This is a genomic window from Providencia sp. 2023EL-00965, assembly GCF_033550225.1.
Lineage (GTDB): Bacteria > Pseudomonadota > Gammaproteobacteria > Enterobacterales > Enterobacteriaceae > Providencia > Providencia manganoxydans.
Genome location: NZ_JAWUEH010000001.1, coordinates 253372 through 269352, shown reverse-complemented (window position 1 = coordinate 269352; position 15981 = coordinate 253372). Strand labels below are relative to the sequence as shown.

Below are 15981 nucleotides of genomic sequence, written 5' to 3'. Positions count from 1 at the left end.
CAACATAAATCACCACTAAAAACTGCACCGTTTAGGTGCAGTTTTTCTACTCATCAACTCAAGATTCATCTGGCTCTACCTGAACACGCGTAGTCGGCACTTCTCGCTCGTCAATTTCCTTTTGCTGTATTTGCTGTTTACTTTGAATCAAGCGAATTGCAAAATAAATATCAGGTACTACCAATAGATCATCATCTGAACGATTAATCTTATTTTTTTCTAACCAGCGATTTATTGATGTTCGGCGCCCTGCCAAAACTAATGTCACGCCTTTAGCTTTCAGTGCCGTAACAATATCATTCAATGCAGAAAAGACACTGACATCATTATGTGTAAAGCTAACCGCAGCATCCACAATGACCCATGCAGGCCTCTTGGGTTGATTATCAATATGTTTATTCAATCGCTCTTTAAAATAATTCACATTAAAGTAAGTCAATGGTGAATTGAATCGATAAATCAGTACCCCTTCAACAGGCTGGATATCATTATCTTTTGACATTGAATGCAGCATTCCTTGGTCGTCAACACCTAATAGCTGATCTGTCGGACGAAAAATCACTCTAATAAATTGCAATAAGCCTAACAAAACTGCTAAACCAACACCATTGATCAAACCTGAAATCAGCACTGCACCGAGTGTAAAAATACACAGCGTAAACGCTTCTTTGTTACGTTTACGCATTGAAAAAATACTACGAACACTGAGTAATGACCAGGTTGATACAATCAACACCATTCCTAAAGCAGGCATTGGAATATAACCAAGTAAATCAATTGAAAACAACAGAACCGCGAGAATAGCTAACGCAGCAACAATCGAGACTAATTGCGTTTTTCCTCCCATCATGTCGTTCACCGCAGTACGGCTACTGGCTGCACTCACGGCAAATCCTTGTGAAAATGCAGAGGCAATATTCGCCATGCCTAATGCTCGTAACTCTTGATCGGCATCGACGTTATAACCATTTTTGCTCGCAAAACTACGTGCCGTCATCATAAAACTCACAAAACTGATAACAGCTAAGTTTAAGGAAGGCGTGATCAAATCACGCATCAAAGCAGGGTCAAACTGCGGCATAGGGATAAAAGGAAGGCCACCACCTAAATCACCAACAATACTAATACCATACTTTTCAACATCAAAGACATAACTGACCAAGGTTGCAAAGAGCATCGCTATCAGTAATGATGGCCACATATTTCTCACTCTTTTGATCACAATGATGATAGCTAACGTACCAAGTGACATTAATAAAGTAGGAATATGGGTACTTAATAGTGAGGTAGGAAAAGCAATCAATAGTTCAATAAAACCACTAGGTAACGAAGTAATACCAAATATTTTACCTAACTGACCTAAAATAATGGTTAACGCGACCCCATTCAACAGGCCTTGTAAAATCGGTCGAGAAAGAAAATCAGCAAATGTTCCTAGCCTAAATCTCGCAGCAATTAAACACCACAATCCCGTCATAAAACTCATTACGATGATTAATTGCCAACGAATCGAATCATCGCCCAGAGCTAATGGGCTCACGGCGGCAGCGATAACGGCACAAGTTGCCGCATCAGGACCGATAATTAATTGCCTTGATGTACCAAATAATGCATAAATGATCATCGGTAAAATACAGGCATATAAGCCGATAATGGCATTAATACCCATTAGTTCGGCGTAAGCAATAGCAACAGGCAATGCAACTGCTGCAACAGATAAACCCGCTTTAACATCAGGGCCAAAGTCCGCCATACGGTAGTTAAGTAACGTCGCTAAACCGGGCATCCAGACAAACAGTCTTGCCTTTATCATTGTTGGAAAATTCTCTAGAAATTAATATGTTAAACTATATCAGACATTATATATATCTGAAGTATCAAAGATTATCTATCTCTTAACTCAAATAAAAGTAAAATAGTGCAAATATGATTGGTAACAAGGCGTGTTTATTGGTAAAAAGAAGCAAATTTTTAACAATTAGCGCGAAAATCGGTTAAACTATCCTATTATCTTTATGCGAGGCCGTGGTATCCACCGTTATGAAACAACTTATTGATTTTATCCCTCTGGTGATTTTTTTCATTGTCTATAAAACTTATGACATTTTCTATGCCAGCGGTGCTTTACTTGTCACAACACCACTGGCTTTGCTCGCAACTTACTTGATTTATAAAAAGGTTGAAAAAGTTGCTAAAATCACCTGTTTAATTGTGATGGTTTTCGCTTCTTTAACCCTCATTTTTCACAGTGATGCCTTCATTAAATGGAAAGTCACCATTATTTATGCGCTCTTTGCTTTAGCACTGCTTATCAGCCAATGGTTTACCAAAAAACCGTTGATTCAAAGAATGCTCGGCAGCAATCAAGAAATTAAGCTCCCAGATAGCCACTGGGCTAAGCTAAATAGCGCATGGGCCATTTTCTTTATTATCTGTGCAGCACTTAACGTCTATATCGCTTTTTGGTTATCTCTCGATACGTGGATGAACTTTAAAGTATTCGGCTTAACTGCTGGAACGTTGATCTTTACTGTTTTAAGTGTGGTGTATATTTATAAAAATATGGCTAAAGAACACCCTCCTGAAGAAAATCAATAGCCACTCTTTTATCATCTTTCATAAAAAAACCTGCATTAGCAGGTTTTTTTATATCAGCGCCCTCTTCCCAACGCCTGATCAATTTTTTTATCCGTATTGTACTGTGATAATGCATATACCGACCAAATTGCTGCGGGAAGCCAACCAATCAAGGTAATTTGTAAAACAAGGCAGATAATCCCTGCGAATGGACGACCGATGGTAAAAAATTGCAGCCAAGGTAATAATATCGCGAGTATTAGTCTCATTTAATCTCCCAACTTCAGTGTTAGAAAACCTACAAACATTATAAATAGTTAACCAACAATATATACTCTCAATAATTCGAGGTGCAGCTAAGCAACCAATAAACACGTCGCCAAGTGCATGGAAAATAATCTAGATAGTACAAGTTAACACCGTCACTATATCGTAATAAAAAACGCTGTAACTTGAAGTAGATGAGTATAGAACGCAAAAAAAGCTTTTTATAGCATCTTTGAATATCTTTAGTCTATTTACCAATACTTTACTCTTCAGTTTACCATTATCATCATATTGAATTGGTGCTTTTCGCAGCGATAGCGCTAACCAATAATGATTCATCGTGACTGCCAGTGTCATTCTAGTTTATGATTAGCCCGAATTTGATAATGACTATTTAAAGAGCTTGTTATGCAATTACCTAATGGGGAATTAGTTTTACGTACTTTAGCCATGCCAGCTGACACTAACGCAAATGGTGATATTTTTGGTGGCTGGTTAATGTCCCAAATGGATATTGGCGGTGCAATTTTAGCAAAAGAAATTGCACTTGGCCGTGTTGTTACGGTTGCAGTAAATGGGATCAAATTTCAAAAGCCCGTTGCTGTTGGTGACGTGGTTTGCTGTTATGCACGTTGCTTAAAAACAGGGAAAAGCTCCATCACTATCAATATCGAAGTATGGGTCAAAAAAGTGGCTACAGAACCTGTCGGTCAACGCTATCGTGCAACTGATGCCGTATTTACGTATGTTGCAGTCACAGATGACAATACGGCGCGGGAGTTACCAAAAGATAAGCAACACTTTCAATTAGAAAGCACAGAATAATCATTAAGTTAATAAAAATGCCCTGAAAGGGCATTTTTATTTATCATATCAAATAACTAATTAAATTAAACTTGACTGACAGTTCCATCAATTTTGAAATAAATTTCAGTGACATAACCTTTAGCTGGCAACTTTTCAAATGCCCAACGGTTCATGGCTCGTTTGACATCTCGTTCAAATAGCCCTTTAGGTGAAGCTTCGACAAACTCTATATTTGTCACTCGCCCATCTTCATCAATATCATAACGAACCTTAACATAACCATCTTTCCCTAAACGACGTGCACGTTCAGGATAGGCTGGCGCTTGTTTACGAAGTGCCTGAGGCCCACGTTTGCTGGTTGATTGATTATTAGTCGCACCCGTATTTTTTGCTGTCGTATTTGCTGTTGATTTTGGCGCTGCTGTCTTAAGATCAGATAATGGTTTTAAATCACTTTTCGCTAACTGTTTATTTACAGGCTTAGGATCGTGCTTGATTTCACGTTTTTCTTCTTTCTTAGGTTTAGGCTTTTTCTTAACTTCAGGCTTCTTCTCAAGCACAATCGCGGGTTTTACGACTGGCTCAGGCTCAACAATAGGTTCAGGCTCTGGTTCCGGTTCCGGTTCTGGCTCAACAACGGGTTCAGGCTCCGCTGAAACAGGCTCTACAGCAGGTTCATCTGCCTCAAAGGCTATCATGGCAACTGTCATAGGCTCTACAACAGGTGCCATTTTTGGCTGATTAAAAATCCATGCCATAGCCAATCCAGCATGAATAGCCAATGAAATGATGATGATAAGAGGCCAACGGATCCAACGCATAAGAATTTTCTACCCTAAGACAGTATACAAACCTAAAGAATATAGATGATAGTTTAAATGCAAATAGCAATCATATTCAATAAGGTTTGTCACTCAAAGTGAAAATTGTGAAATCAGACCTCAATGTCCCCACTCATTCCATTGTGTAAATAACAAAGAACGTCGCCTTTTATAGATATCAATTTTTCTTAATGAGTAGATGTGCATATTACGTCTCGAATGCCCTTCCAGCCAGCGACGGCGACGACGCAATGACTGTCTTAACATCCGCCAGCGACCCACTTCATGCCTACTGCGTTTCATTTTTTTATCCTTCTTTTACTCTGTTTAACCACCCACTAAATTTGGCAAAATATTATAGACCTTTGCGAGTCAGAACCAAACAATATGGTGAGTTAATACTAAAATGCCCACTTGCTCTGATAGTGACTAAATAAAACTATCAGTAGAAGTAATTGTTTTTTCGTCATTAATCTATATGATTTAACGAAGCTTTTTATATGAAATTTTGCTAAATTCTATAAAGTTTAGTACCAATTTTAATTTGATATGGTCTATTTCTTTTTTTGACTGATTTTACACTCTCCTATTTGTGAGGCATGTAATCGATTATGGCAACAGTATATACGCTATTAAGCTGGTTATTGTTTTTCTTCTATTGGCTAATTATTGCTGCAATTACCGTTAGAATTTTGGTTAAACGGCGCCCTGTAACATCAGCAATGACATGGTTATTAATTATTTATATCCTGCCATTAGTAGGTATTATCGCCTACATCGCCTTTGGTGAGCTCCATCTCGGTAAGCGACGCGTCGATAAGGCTCAACAAATGTGGCCTTCTGTTGCTACTTGGTTAGAGAATTTGCGCCACTCTAAACATATTTTTGCTTCAGAAAATAGCCCCGTCGCTGAGCCCTTGTTCCAATTATGTGAAAAACGCCAAGGCATTGCAGGGGTTAAAGGCAATCGCATCCAATTAATGACGACCTGTGAAGAGTCACTAAAATCCATTGTCAATGATATCAATAATGCCCAACACTCGATTGAGATGGTATTTTATATATGGCAACCAGGAGGGTTGGTCGATGGAGTGACTGAAGCACTTCTCAATGCAGCGAAACGGGGTGTTAAATGCCGTATTATGGTCGATTCCGCTGGTAGCTGGCACTTCTTCCGTAGTGACTACCCAGATAAAATGCGTGCTGCGGGGATTGAGTTTGTCGAATCCTTAAAAGTTAATTTAATGCGCTTTTTCTTACGCCGTATGGATCTACGCCAACACCGTAAAATTATTGTTATTGATAACTATATTTCATATACCGGCAGTATGAACATGGTTGATCCACGCTACTTTAAACAAGATGCAGGTGTGGGTGAATGGGTTGATATCCTTGTACGTATGGAAGGCCCAGTAAGTACCACATTAGGGATTGTGTACGCATTTGACTGGGAAATGGAAACTGGCCAACGCATTTTACCACCACCACCAGATACCAACATAATGCCTTTTGAACAAGCAAACGGCCATACCACCCAAATGATCGCATCGGGTCCCGGCTTTCCCGATGAATTAATCCAACAGTCATTAATGACAGCGATTTTTTCTGCGCGTAAACAGTTAATCATGACCACACCTTACTTCGTGCCGAGTGATGATTTATTACATGCAATCTGCACCGCTGCAATGCGTGGCGTTGATGTCAGTATTGTGATGCCTAGGCAAAATGACTCGTTCCTTGTTCGCTGGGCAAGTCGTTCATTCTATACTGAACTACTCGAAGCCGGCGTCAAAATTTATCAATTTGAAGATGGCTTACTCCATACCAAAAGTGTCCTAGTTGATGGCGAACTAAGCTTAGTTGGCTCGGTAAACTTAGATATGCGTAGCTTATGGCTGAACTTTGAAATCACTGTGGTGATTGATGATAAAAATTTTGGTAGTGACTTAACACTTGTGCAGTATGATTATATTGCACGTTCAACACGTCTTGAAATTGAAGAATGGGAACAACGCCCATTTTGGAATCGAGTGGTTGAACGTTTATGCTATTTCTTTAGCCCATTATTGTAATTTTAAATTTTAGGAACAGTCATGACTCAGCCACAATCTCTTAAACTTATCGATGAAGACGAAATCATTGAAATAGCCTATGACTTGTTCCTAGAAGGCGCTATGGAAAATTTAGAACCTGCTGATCAAGTGATTTTTGCTCTGCAATTTGAAGAGTGTGGCGCTGCTGAAATTGTGCCTCTGAGTCATCATTGGCAAGATATTATTCAGCCTGAATTTAATTTAGAAAATTTTAGTGAAGTCGTTATTGGCCTAGCGCAATCCGATGAAGATGACATTAATGACATTTTTGCTCGCGTTTTGATTAGTCGAGATACAATTCGCCCTTTTAACCATATTTTGTGGAAACGTTAAGTCGTTTTGGCCTCCCCTTAGCCTCGACAATAACTCACCATCATCGTGTTCTATATTCATCACAATGATATCAAAAAGGGCCTTACGGCCCTTATCTCAATTTAAAGGGGATCAACTTTTAAACAAGACACCGCATGTTTAAAACTACCTTCAAGTAGTGGTTTAGTTTTAGCGCACCCTTCATCAGCCAGTGGACAACGAGTTCTGAATACACAACCTGACGGTGGATTAATGGGTGATGGTAATTCCCCTTCTAATAATTCAATAGTCTTGGTTTTTTCTTTATCAGGATCAGGGACTGGAACTGCTGACATCAGTGCCTTAGTATAAGGATGAAGTGGATTATTATAGACTTCATCATAAGTTCCTAATTCAACAGCATTTCCTAAATACATGACGAGTACACGATCTGAAATATGCTTTACGACTGCCAAATCATGAGCGATAAAAATCAGTGATAGCCCCATTTCTCTTTGCAGTTCTTGCAATAAGTTAACCACCTGCGCTTGGATTGACACATCCAATGCAGAGACGGGTTCATCGCAAATCACTAATTTAGGCTCAAGTATCAAGGCCCTTGCAATGCCAATTCGCTGACATTGTCCCCCTGAGAATTCATGGGGATAGCGATTGATTAAATTAGGCAATAAGCCAACTCGCATCATCATTTTTTTAACTTTGTCAGTCACTTCTGACTGAGGCATTTTTGAATGATATGTTTTTAATGGCTCAGCAATAATGTCGCCTATGGTCATTCTTGGATTCAGTGATGCCAAAGGATCTTGGAATATCATTTGAATGTCACTACGAACATCTCGCCACTGTTTTTCAGTCTGCCCAAGTAAATCACGCCCTAACCAACTGACTGTACCACCCGTTGATTTCACGAGGCCAATAATAGCGCGGGCAAATGTCGATTTACCACATCCCGATTCACCAACAACACCTAACGTTTCACCTTCATAAAGGCGCAGTGTTACCCCATCAACGGCTTTCAAACTCTTATCTGGCTGCCAAAACCATTGATTTTTATCTCGGATCGCAAAATGCACTTTTAATTCGTTAACTTCCAGTAAAACAGGACGATTTTCATGTTGTGTCATAGCAACTCCTCCACTGGTTTAAAGCAAGCTCTTAAACGGTTTGCTGAAAATGCGCTCAGTGCAGGCTCTTGTTCAACACATTGTGCGTTTGCATATTGGCAGCGCGGTGAAAATGGGCAACCTTTTGGTAAGCGTAACAGGTTTGGTGGGTTTCCGGGGATCGTTGCTAGGCTTTCATCGTCACCATCTAAACGGGGAACCGCAGCAAGCAAACCTAATGAATATGGATGAGATGGTTGATAAAAAATATCACGTGCCGTGCCATATTCCATAGTCCGACCTGCATACATCACCAAGACTTTATCACAGACCCCAGCGACAACACCGAGGTCATGCGTGATCAAAATAATTGCAGTGTTAAATTCCTGCTTCAGTTCATTCAGTAATGTCATGATCTGTGCTTGAACTGTGACATCCAATGCTGTGGTAGGTTCATCGGCGATCAGTAGTTTAGGTTGACACAAAAGTGCCATCGCAATCATGACTCGTTGGCGCATCCCCCCTGAAAACTCATGCGGATACATATTCATGCGTTTACGTGATTCGGGCATTTTAACTGCATCAAGCATCCGAACAGACTCTTCATACGCTTGTTGTTTTCCCATTCCTTTGTGAAGCATAAGCACTTCAGATAATTGCGTACCAATTTTTAAGTAGGGATTGAGTGAAGTCATTGGGTCTTGAAAAATGATTGAGATCTCTTCCGCCCGCATCTTATTTAATGCTTTCTCTTTTAAATTTAAAATTTCGCGACCATTAAAAATAGCTGAACCACCAATTTTACCATTACGAGCCAAAAGCCCCATTAATGCGAAAGCGGTTTGTGACTTACCGGAGCCTGATTCACCGACAATGCCAAGTGTTTCACCTGCCCGTAATTCAAAGTTTAGCTTATTAACTGCCGTCACATTGCCATCAGGGGTGGTAAAAGTCACATCCAAATCTTTTACGCTCAATAGAGGGTTTGCTGATTTAATTTCTGACATAATAATTCCCTCTAGCGGTCTTTCGGATCGAGGGCATCACGTAAGCCATCACCGATAAAGTTAAAACAAAACAGTGTCACAACTAAAAATCCAGCTGGGATCAACAATAACCATGGCGTAACTTCCATAGAATTTGCACCATCACTTAATAAAGCCCCCCAACTACTCAAAGGCTCTTGCGTACCTAACCCTAAGAAACTCAAAAATGATTCAAACAAAATCATACTTGGTACTAACAACGAGGCATAGACCACCACAACCCCTAATACGTTTGGTACGATATGACGTAAAATAATATGACGAGTACTTACACCACACACTAACGCAGCTTCAATAAACTCTTTACGCTTTAAGCCAAGGGTTTGACCACGAACAATACGCGCCATATCTAACCAAGACACCATACCAATCGCAACGAAGATCAAGAGAATATTAGTACCAAAGAGAGTGACTAATAAAATAACGAAAAACATAAACGGAAATGAATTTAATATTTCCAGCAAACGCATCATGATGGAATCGACCTTCCCACCCACATATCCTGCAAGAGAGCCATATAACGTCCCAACAATTACAGCGACTAACGCCGCAGCCACTCCAACCATTAGCGAGATCCGCCCACCAATCGCAACCCGAACGAGTAAATCACGTCCTGATGCGTCAGTTCCAAAATAGTGACCACTCGCCATATCTGGTGGCATTGACATCATTTCCCAATCAGTATCGTCGTATAAAAAAGGCGATAACATGGGGGCAAATATCACAAATAACGTAATTAAAAACAGAATACATAAGCTAAAAATTGCCGCTCGGTTATGCATAAATCGACGACGTGCATCTTGCCACAAGCTACGCCCTTCAATATCTAATTGCTCAGAAAGCTTTTCCAGAGCTTCACTATTCTTTTGATTCAATAACATAGTGTCTTCTCCAGATTAATAGCGAATTTTAGGGTCGATAACGGCATATAACACATCAACAATCGCATTAAAGGCAATGGTTAATACCCCCACTAAAATGGTCAAGCTCAATACTAATGAGTAATCACGATTCAGAGCCCCATTAACGAAGAGTTGCCCTATTCCTGGTAAACCAAATATTGTTTCAATCACCATTGAACCCGTAATGATCCCAACAAAAGCAGGTCCCATATAAGAGAGCACGGGAAGTAACGCAGGTTTCAACGCATGACGTAAAATAATGGTTTTTAATGGTAATCCCTTAGCCCGAGCTGTTCGAATAAAGTTCGAATGCATAATTTCAATCATTGAACCACGGGTAATACGTGAGATGCTCGCAATATAAGCAAGCGACAGGGCAACCATAGGTAAAATCATATGTTTGATGTTTCCACCATCCCAGCCACCACCGGGGAGCCACTTCAAATGAATAGCAAAAATTAGCACTAATAGCGGTGCCACTACAAAGCTTGGGATGACAACCCCCGTCATGGCGAATCCCATGACTGTAAAATCCCATTTACTATTTTGATTTAGGGCTGCAATAACCCCTGCTGATACACCAAAAAATACTGCCACAATGAATGCCGTTGCACCTAGTTTTGCCGATACTGGAAAGGCTTTCGCGACAAGGTCGTTAACGCTGTAATCTTTATATTTAAATGAAGGGCCAAAGTCGCCTTTTGATAACTGCACTAGGTAACTAAAATATTGTTTATACATTGGGTCATTTAAGTGGTATTTGGCTTCAATATTTGCCATTACCTCCGGTGGTAGTTTACGCTCCCCAGTAAATGGACTTCCTGGTGCTAACCGCATCATAAAAAATGAAATAGTAATAAGAATAAAAAGTGTCGGAATCGCTTCAAGTAAACGACGTAAAATAAATTTTAACATTGCCCTTTCCTACTTTGTTGCTTAGTCGGACCAATAATCATATTAGTGTCCGGCTCCACAGAGCCGGACTGAGGTTGCTGACGAAGCGGGATAAAAGCGTGATTTTTCCCGCTTCGTGTTATCAGCCGAAAATCAATAAATTGATTTTCCTCGTTTATTTCAGAACCCCTAACGACTGCCGCCAAACATGATAGTTTGCCAGTAGTCGTTATCCGGCTCCGTAGAGCCGGACTGTTATTAGTGCTTGATAATATAAAGGTCTTTAGTGTGTAGGTTATCTAATGGGTCTTTTCCGGTATAGCCACCTACATACGGTTTAACTAAACGTGTATTCACATAGTAGTAAAGTGGTACAACCGCTGAATCCTTATCAAGAATTTTCTCTGCTTGGCCATATAACTCAGCACGCTCTTCATCTGTCTGCACTTTTAGCGTCTGCTTCATCGCCGCATCAAAATCTTTATTTTTATAGTGAACAGTATTATTACTGCTGTTAGAAAGTAACATATTGAGGAAAGAAGAAGGTTCATTATAGTCAGCACACCAACCTGCACGAGCAACATCATAAGCGCCTTGATGACGACTATCTAAAAATGTTTTCCACTCTTGGTTTTCTAATTTAACTTCTGCACCAATATTTTTCTTCCACATAGAAGATGCCGCAATAGCAATACGTTTATGCAGGTCAGATGTGTTATATAACAAATTAAACTTCAATGGATTAGATTTATTATAGCCAGCCTCTTCAAGCAACTGTTTAGCTTTTTCGTTACGTTGCTCTTGTGTCATATTTGCATACCAATCTGGCTTTTCAGTTTTCATGCCACTAGTAAATGGTGGTGTAAAACCGTAGGCAGGAATATCACCTTGCGCTTTCACCTTATAGGTGATCACATCTCTATCCATTGATAATTTTAGTGCTTCTCTGACACGCGGATCATTGAATGGTGGTTTTTCGTTATTTATTTCATAGTAATAAATACATAAATATGGGTTAACACGCAGCTCATTTGGCATATTTTGCTGCAACGTTTTAAACTGTTCGATAGGTAAGTTACTATAAGTCATATCGATTTCGCCGCTACGATAGCGATTAACATCGGTAACTTCAGATGAAATAGGTAAGAACGTAACCTGATCAATAATTGTATTTTGGTTATCCCAATAAGTAGGACTGCGCTCTAATACAATACGTTCGTTAACAGTCCAGTCTTTTAGTTTATAAGCACCATTACCAACAAAGTTTTGTGGTTGTGTCCACTTAGCACCATATTTTTCAATCACTTTTTTATTCACTGGCGACATTGAGGAGTGGATTAATAATTTAGGGATATAAGGAACGGCCTCGCTAAGTTCAAGCACTAGCGTATGGTCGTCTAATGCTTTAACTCCCAGCTCCGAAGGTTTTTTCTTACCGGTAATAATGTCATCAACATTATTGATATGTGCATATTGGAGGTAACTTGCATATGGAGAGGCAGTATCTGGATCAACTATACGTTGGAAACTATAGACAAAATCATGAGCGGTGACCGGATCACCATTTGACCACTTAGCATCATCACGAATTTTAAATGTCCACTCTTTGAAGTCTTTATTATCCCAACTCACCGCCGAGCCCGGTAAAATTTCTCCATTTGGCCCAACAATGGTTAACCCTTCAAACAGATCACGTGCCAGCGCAGATTCAGGAACCCCTTCGATTTTATGAGGGTCAAGAGATTGTGGCTCTGAGCCATTATTGCGCACCATGACTTGCTTTTCTGCAAGCTCAACACCTGCTGGAACGGTTGCTGCAAAACTGCTAGTGATCCCTGTTGCCATTAAGCCAGTAGCAACGCCTAATGCAACCATGGTTTTATGAATTTGTTTACTCATCTTATCCGTTACTCCCATACCATACTTAATTGTTATGTTGTTGATTGTGATGCTTACCAACTCGGTAAACTGTTTTTGTAATTATTTAATAAATATTAATTAGATTGATTTATATATAACCGCTTAACATCCATATAATCAAGAGGGTCTTTTCCTTTAAATCCTCCAACTGATGGATTAACTAAGCGAACACTGACTCGGTAATAAACAGGAATAATCACTGAATCATGATCAAGCAATGCTTCCGCTTGCTGATAAATTTGTTTCCGTGACTCATCATTCGGTGCAATCAATGCTTTCTCTAACAGGGAATCAAATTGTGCGCTTTTATAGAATGTGGTGTTATTACTACTATCTGAAAGCATCATATTTAAAAATGCAGAAGGTTCATTGTAATCCGCGCACCACGTCGCACGTGCCACATCATAATTTCCATCGTGGCGGCTTTGTAATGAGGTTTTCCACTCTTGATTTTGCAGTTCTACTTCTGCTCCAATGTTTTTCTTCCACATTGAAGCGGCTACGATCGCTTGCTGTTTATTTTGATCAGATGTGTTGTAAAGCAGTGAGAATTTAAGAGGATTAGCTTGGCTATAGCCTGCATCCGCAAGAAGCTCTTTAGCCTTCTGATAACGTTTTTCATCACTCCATGTCGCCCACTCTGGTGGCGAAAAATCCCCATTGTTAATAAATGTTGGAGTGAATCCATATGCGACGATTTGACCTTGCGCCATGATTTTATCGGTAATGGTTTTTCTATTTAACCCAAGTTTAAGTGCCTCACGTACCCTTGGATCAGTAAATGGTGGCTTGTTGTTATTAATTTCATAATAAAAAGTGCATAGATAAGGACGAACGTATAATTCATTTGGCCGTTCAGTTTGCATTTTTTTATAAATTACTGGTGGAATGGCTGAGTTACTAATATTGATTTCACCACTGCGATATCGATTAACATCACTGACTTCCGATGAAATGGCTAAAAAAATTGCTTCATCAATTTGAGTGTTTTGATTATCCCAATACTGTGGGTTACGCTTCAGAACAATGCGTTCATTAACTATCCATTTATCTAATAAATATGCACCGTTACCAATAAAATTATTAGGCTGAGTCCATTTATCACCATATTTCTCAATCGCTTTTTTATTGACCGGTTTCATTGGTGTATGGCTGAGCATATCAATAAAATAAGGAACTGGATGACTCAATGTGACTTGTAGATGTTTATCATCAAGTGCTTTGACACCAAGTGTCTCAATGGGCTTTTCGCCTTTTAAAATTTCTGCTGCATTTTCAATATAGGCACTTTGCAAGTAACTCGTATAGGGTGACCCCGTTTTAGGATCTGCTAATCGCTGCCAACTATAAACAAAATCTTGAGCTGTTACTGGTGTGCCATCACTCCATTTGACACCATCACGAAGTGTGAATATCCATGTTTTATAGTGATCATTTGACCAACTCTCAGCAACGCCAGGGGTTACTTTTCCATCAACATCCGTGTAAACCAACCCTTCAAGCAAATTCATAATAATGCTCGACTCTGGAGAGCCTTCGACTTTATGAGGATCCAGTGACGCCACCTCAGAGCCATTGTTAATTGTAATAACTTGTTTAGTTTCTGATGCTACCGGTTTGCTGTAAGCCTGCATTGCAATAAAAAAAATAGGCAGTGAACACAAACTCTTTTTAAGAAAATTCATTATCACCCTCGACATTTATTGGTGTTGTTACAGCAAAATTCAACATCCGATTTATTATTTTACATTGTGGTAGGCGCCTAACTTAGGAGCATACCTTCCTCTTTTAAGATTAGTTTTGATAATTCAAAATTAGGGGTCATAATACGTTACAAGCCATTAACATCACATACGGACTTTAGCTCAATTAAAGCAAACAAAAAGTCTCACACCTCGTCAAGTAGTGGATTTATCTGTTATGGGCCAATTTAGTAAGCTAGTGTCTGTTTAAACATATCATTAACATTGCGTAAATTAAATAGCGTAAAAATTTACTCAGCTCACATTTCCTTACTTTTTATGCCTTCTTTGACAAAAAATGCGGCATATTATTATAATCAACAGCGATCATTAGCAGTACAAAATAACAGCATATTAATGCGCGCAACCTATTTTATTTTTGTGACTATTATCGGTTAAAACTATATTGCTAGTTTATTGATTTAATTTATAAGAAAAGAAATAAACTGATTTTTTTTAGTAGGTCGTGTTTAGTCGGAATACTATTACTAATATAGAATAGTTCTAATTAACCATCACCTAGGCGATAGTTAATTAGATTAAATTATTCATATTATGATGAGAGATGTTATAGCAGGCCGGGAAATATCGCTTTAACGCCTGTGACAATAAACTCAATTCCCAAGGACATCAAAAGTAATCCCATAATACGTGTCACAACGTTAATCCCTGTTTGCCCTAAATAACGGACGAGCAAAGATGCCGAACGGAACAATAGCCAACAACAAAATGCAAACACAATACTGGTTAGCGCTAATCCGACAAAATTCTGCCAACCATTCCAGCGTGATGACCAAACAATACAAGAACTGATAGCTCCAGGGCCTGCCATCAAAGGCAGTGCTAAAGGAACAACACCAATACTGTCTCGTACTGCTGTTTCTGTTTTTTCTTGTTTATTCTGTTTATCTTCACCAATTTTTCCACTGATCATTGACATGGCAATAGTCACAATCAATATCCCCCCAGCGATACGAAAGGAATCAATGGAAATGCCAAATAATTGGAGAATTGAGTCACCGATCAATAAAGATGTACATAAAATGATAGCCACTGAGGTATTTGCTATCGTATTTGTTTTATTACGCCCTGCACTGCTTTGGTAATTAGTCATACTAATAAACACAGGCAAGATCCCGACTGGGTTTACTAACGCAAATAAACCGATAAAAAACTTTATATAGCCTGATAAATCAAGTAATCCTGCACCCACACACTCACACCTTAATCAAGGATCTCATTTGAGAAGCAAAATACACACTCGCCATTCTTCAAAACACCACTTGGCGATGAATGACAACACTATCTATTCACGCTAATCGCCATATTTTAATAGCCATAAAGCTCTAGCACTAACCATTTAGTTGTGCCTCGAATTATTTTTAGTGCGACTATTATAGTTTATCATTAAATACAGGAAATACATTGCACTAGACACTATTTTACTTATTAAATCTGTTCGCTTAAGCCAAATTTACTTTAAAAGTGTTTTTTATC

15 protein-coding genes are annotated in these 15981 nt (G+C 39.2%); 4 read left to right on the top strand and 11 right to left on the bottom strand.

The features are described 5' to 3' along the window. Positions 1-58 precede the first annotated feature (58 nt). Positions 59-1813 carry a SulP family inorganic anion transporter gene (locus SC428_RS01240; protein WP_140179532.1) on the bottom strand — a complete coding sequence of 585 codons (1755 nt, stop codon included), beginning with the start codon at positions 1811-1813 and terminating at the stop codon, positions 59-61. A 227-nt stretch (positions 1814-2040) separates the two neighbouring features. On the opposite strand from SC428_RS01240, the gene SC428_RS01235 reads away from it, so the two are divergent. Beyond that, positions 2041-2598, top strand: coding sequence for a septation protein A (locus tag SC428_RS01235; protein WP_140179530.1), 558 nt, complete (start codon positions 2041-2043; stop codon positions 2596-2598). A 53-nt stretch (positions 2599-2651) separates the two neighbouring features. Here SC428_RS01235 and SC428_RS01230 read toward each other — a convergent pair whose 3' ends face one another. Then, positions 2652-2846 carry a YqaE/Pmp3 family membrane protein gene (locus SC428_RS01230; protein WP_070928148.1) on the bottom strand — a complete coding sequence of 65 codons (195 nt, stop codon included), beginning with the start codon at positions 2844-2846 and terminating at the stop codon, positions 2652-2654. Positions 2847-3252: 406 nt separating this feature from the next. Here SC428_RS01230 and yciA point away from each other — a divergent pair, with 406 nt between their 5' ends. After that, positions 3253-3669 (top strand): acyl-CoA thioester hydrolase YciA, encoded by a 417-nt coding sequence (gene yciA / locus SC428_RS01225; RefSeq protein WP_070928150.1) that lies wholly within the window; start codon positions 3253-3255, stop codon positions 3667-3669. 65 nt (positions 3670-3734) lie between these two features. Here the strand turns inward: yciA and SC428_RS01220 are convergent, their stop codons facing one another. Together SC428_RS01220 and SC428_RS01215 are read right to left on the bottom strand one after the other, a co-directional pair. Continuing rightward, positions 3735-4472 (bottom strand): TonB family protein, encoded by a 738-nt coding sequence (locus SC428_RS01220; RefSeq protein WP_318705615.1) that lies wholly within the window; start codon positions 4470-4472, stop codon positions 3735-3737. 120 nt (positions 4473-4592) lie between these two features. Then, positions 4593-4775, bottom strand: a complete 183-nt coding sequence (locus SC428_RS01215; RefSeq protein WP_081335948.1) for a YciY family protein — start codon at positions 4773-4775, stop codon at positions 4593-4595. A 308-nt stretch (positions 4776-5083) separates the two neighbouring features. Between SC428_RS01215 and cls the strand changes: the two genes are divergently transcribed. Both cls and SC428_RS01205 read left to right on the top strand, forming a co-directional pair. Further along, entirely contained in the window at positions 5084-6544 is a 1461-nt protein-coding gene (cls, locus tag SC428_RS01210; RefSeq protein WP_070928152.1) for a cardiolipin synthase, read from the top strand. A 21-nt stretch (positions 6545-6565) separates the two neighbouring features. Continuing rightward, positions 6566-6898, top strand: coding sequence for an HI1450 family dsDNA-mimic protein (locus tag SC428_RS01205; protein WP_318705612.1), 333 nt, complete (start codon positions 6566-6568; stop codon positions 6896-6898). 101 nt (positions 6899-6999) lie between these two features. Here the strand turns inward: SC428_RS01205 and oppF are convergent, their stop codons facing one another. The 7 genes from oppF to SC428_RS01170 all read right to left on the bottom strand — a co-directional run bounded on the left by oppF (position 7000) and on the right by SC428_RS01170 (position 15697). Continuing rightward, the gene (gene oppF / locus SC428_RS01200; protein ID WP_318705610.1) at positions 7000-8001 is read right to left on the bottom strand and encodes a murein tripeptide/oligopeptide ABC transporter ATP binding protein OppF; all 1002 of its coding nucleotides are present in this window, start codon (positions 7999-8001) and stop codon (positions 7000-7002) included. Then, on the bottom strand, positions 7998-8987 hold the full coding sequence (locus tag SC428_RS01195) for an ABC transporter ATP-binding protein (protein WP_070928159.1): 990 nt from the start codon (positions 8985-8987) through the stop codon (positions 7998-8000). Before SC428_RS01195 ends, oppF begins: the two co-directional genes overlap by 4 nt. An 11-nt stretch (positions 8988-8998) precedes the next feature. Then, positions 8999-9907, bottom strand: a complete 909-nt coding sequence (gene oppC / locus SC428_RS01190; protein WP_070928161.1) for an oligopeptide ABC transporter permease OppC — start codon at positions 9905-9907, stop codon at positions 8999-9001. A gap of 15 nt (positions 9908-9922) precedes the next feature. Then, positions 9923-10843 carry an oligopeptide ABC transporter permease OppB gene (gene oppB / locus SC428_RS01185; RefSeq protein WP_070928163.1) on the bottom strand — a complete coding sequence of 307 codons (921 nt, stop codon included), beginning with the start codon at positions 10841-10843 and terminating at the stop codon, positions 9923-9925. A 237-nt stretch (positions 10844-11080) separates the two neighbouring features. Next, positions 11081-12721 carry an oligopeptide ABC transporter substrate-binding protein OppA gene (gene oppA, locus SC428_RS01180; RefSeq protein WP_070928167.1) on the bottom strand — a complete coding sequence of 547 codons (1641 nt, stop codon included), beginning with the start codon at positions 12719-12721 and terminating at the stop codon, positions 11081-11083. A gap of 95 nt (positions 12722-12816) precedes the next feature. Beyond that, a complete protein-coding gene (locus SC428_RS01175; protein WP_318705788.1) occupies positions 12817-14376 on the bottom strand; it encodes an ABC transporter substrate-binding protein in 1560 nt (519 codons plus the stop codon). A 676-nt stretch (positions 14377-15052) separates the two neighbouring features. Beyond that, on the bottom strand, positions 15053-15697 hold the full coding sequence (locus SC428_RS01170) for a YchE family NAAT transporter (protein ID WP_070928169.1): 645 nt from the start codon (positions 15695-15697) through the stop codon (positions 15053-15055). Positions 15698-15981 lie beyond the last annotated feature (284 nt).

Coding starts and splice junctions, on each gene's coding strand:
- SC428_RS01240 (WP_140179532.1), bottom strand. CDS start 1,813: ATGATAAAGGCAAGACTGTTTGTCTGGATGCCCGGTTTAGCGACGTTA.
- SC428_RS01235 (WP_140179530.1), top strand. CDS start 2,041: ATGAAACAACTTATTGATTTTATCCCTCTGGTGATTTTTTTCATTGTC.
- SC428_RS01230 (WP_070928148.1), bottom strand. CDS start 2,846: ATGAGACTAATACTCGCGATATTATTACCTTGGCTGCAATTTTTTACC.
- yciA (WP_070928150.1), top strand. CDS start 3,253: ATGCAATTACCTAATGGGGAATTAGTTTTACGTACTTTAGCCATGCCA.
- SC428_RS01220 (WP_318705615.1), bottom strand. CDS start 4,472: ATGCGTTGGATCCGTTGGCCTCTTATCATCATCATTTCATTGGCTATT.
- SC428_RS01215 (WP_081335948.1), bottom strand. CDS start 4,775: ATGAAACGCAGTAGGCATGAAGTGGGTCGCTGGCGGATGTTAAGACAG.
- cls (WP_070928152.1), top strand. CDS start 5,084: ATGGCAACAGTATATACGCTATTAAGCTGGTTATTGTTTTTCTTCTAT.
- SC428_RS01205 (WP_318705612.1), top strand. CDS start 6,566: ATGACTCAGCCACAATCTCTTAAACTTATCGATGAAGACGAAATCATT.
- oppF (WP_318705610.1), bottom strand. CDS start 8,001: ATGACACAACATGAAAATCGTCCTGTTTTACTGGAAGTTAACGAATTA.
- SC428_RS01195 (WP_070928159.1), bottom strand. CDS start 8,987: ATGTCAGAAATTAAATCAGCAAACCCTCTATTGAGCGTAAAAGATTTG.
- oppC (WP_070928161.1), bottom strand. CDS start 9,907: ATGTTATTGAATCAAAAGAATAGTGAAGCTCTGGAAAAGCTTTCTGAG.
- oppB (WP_070928163.1), bottom strand. CDS start 10,843: ATGTTAAAATTTATTTTACGTCGTTTACTTGAAGCGATTCCGACACTT.
- oppA (WP_070928167.1), bottom strand. CDS start 12,721: ATGAGTAAACAAATTCATAAAACCATGGTTGCATTAGGCGTTGCTACT.
- SC428_RS01175 (WP_318705788.1), bottom strand. CDS start 14,376: ATGCAGGCTTACAGCAAACCGGTAGCATCAGAAACTAAACAAGTTATT.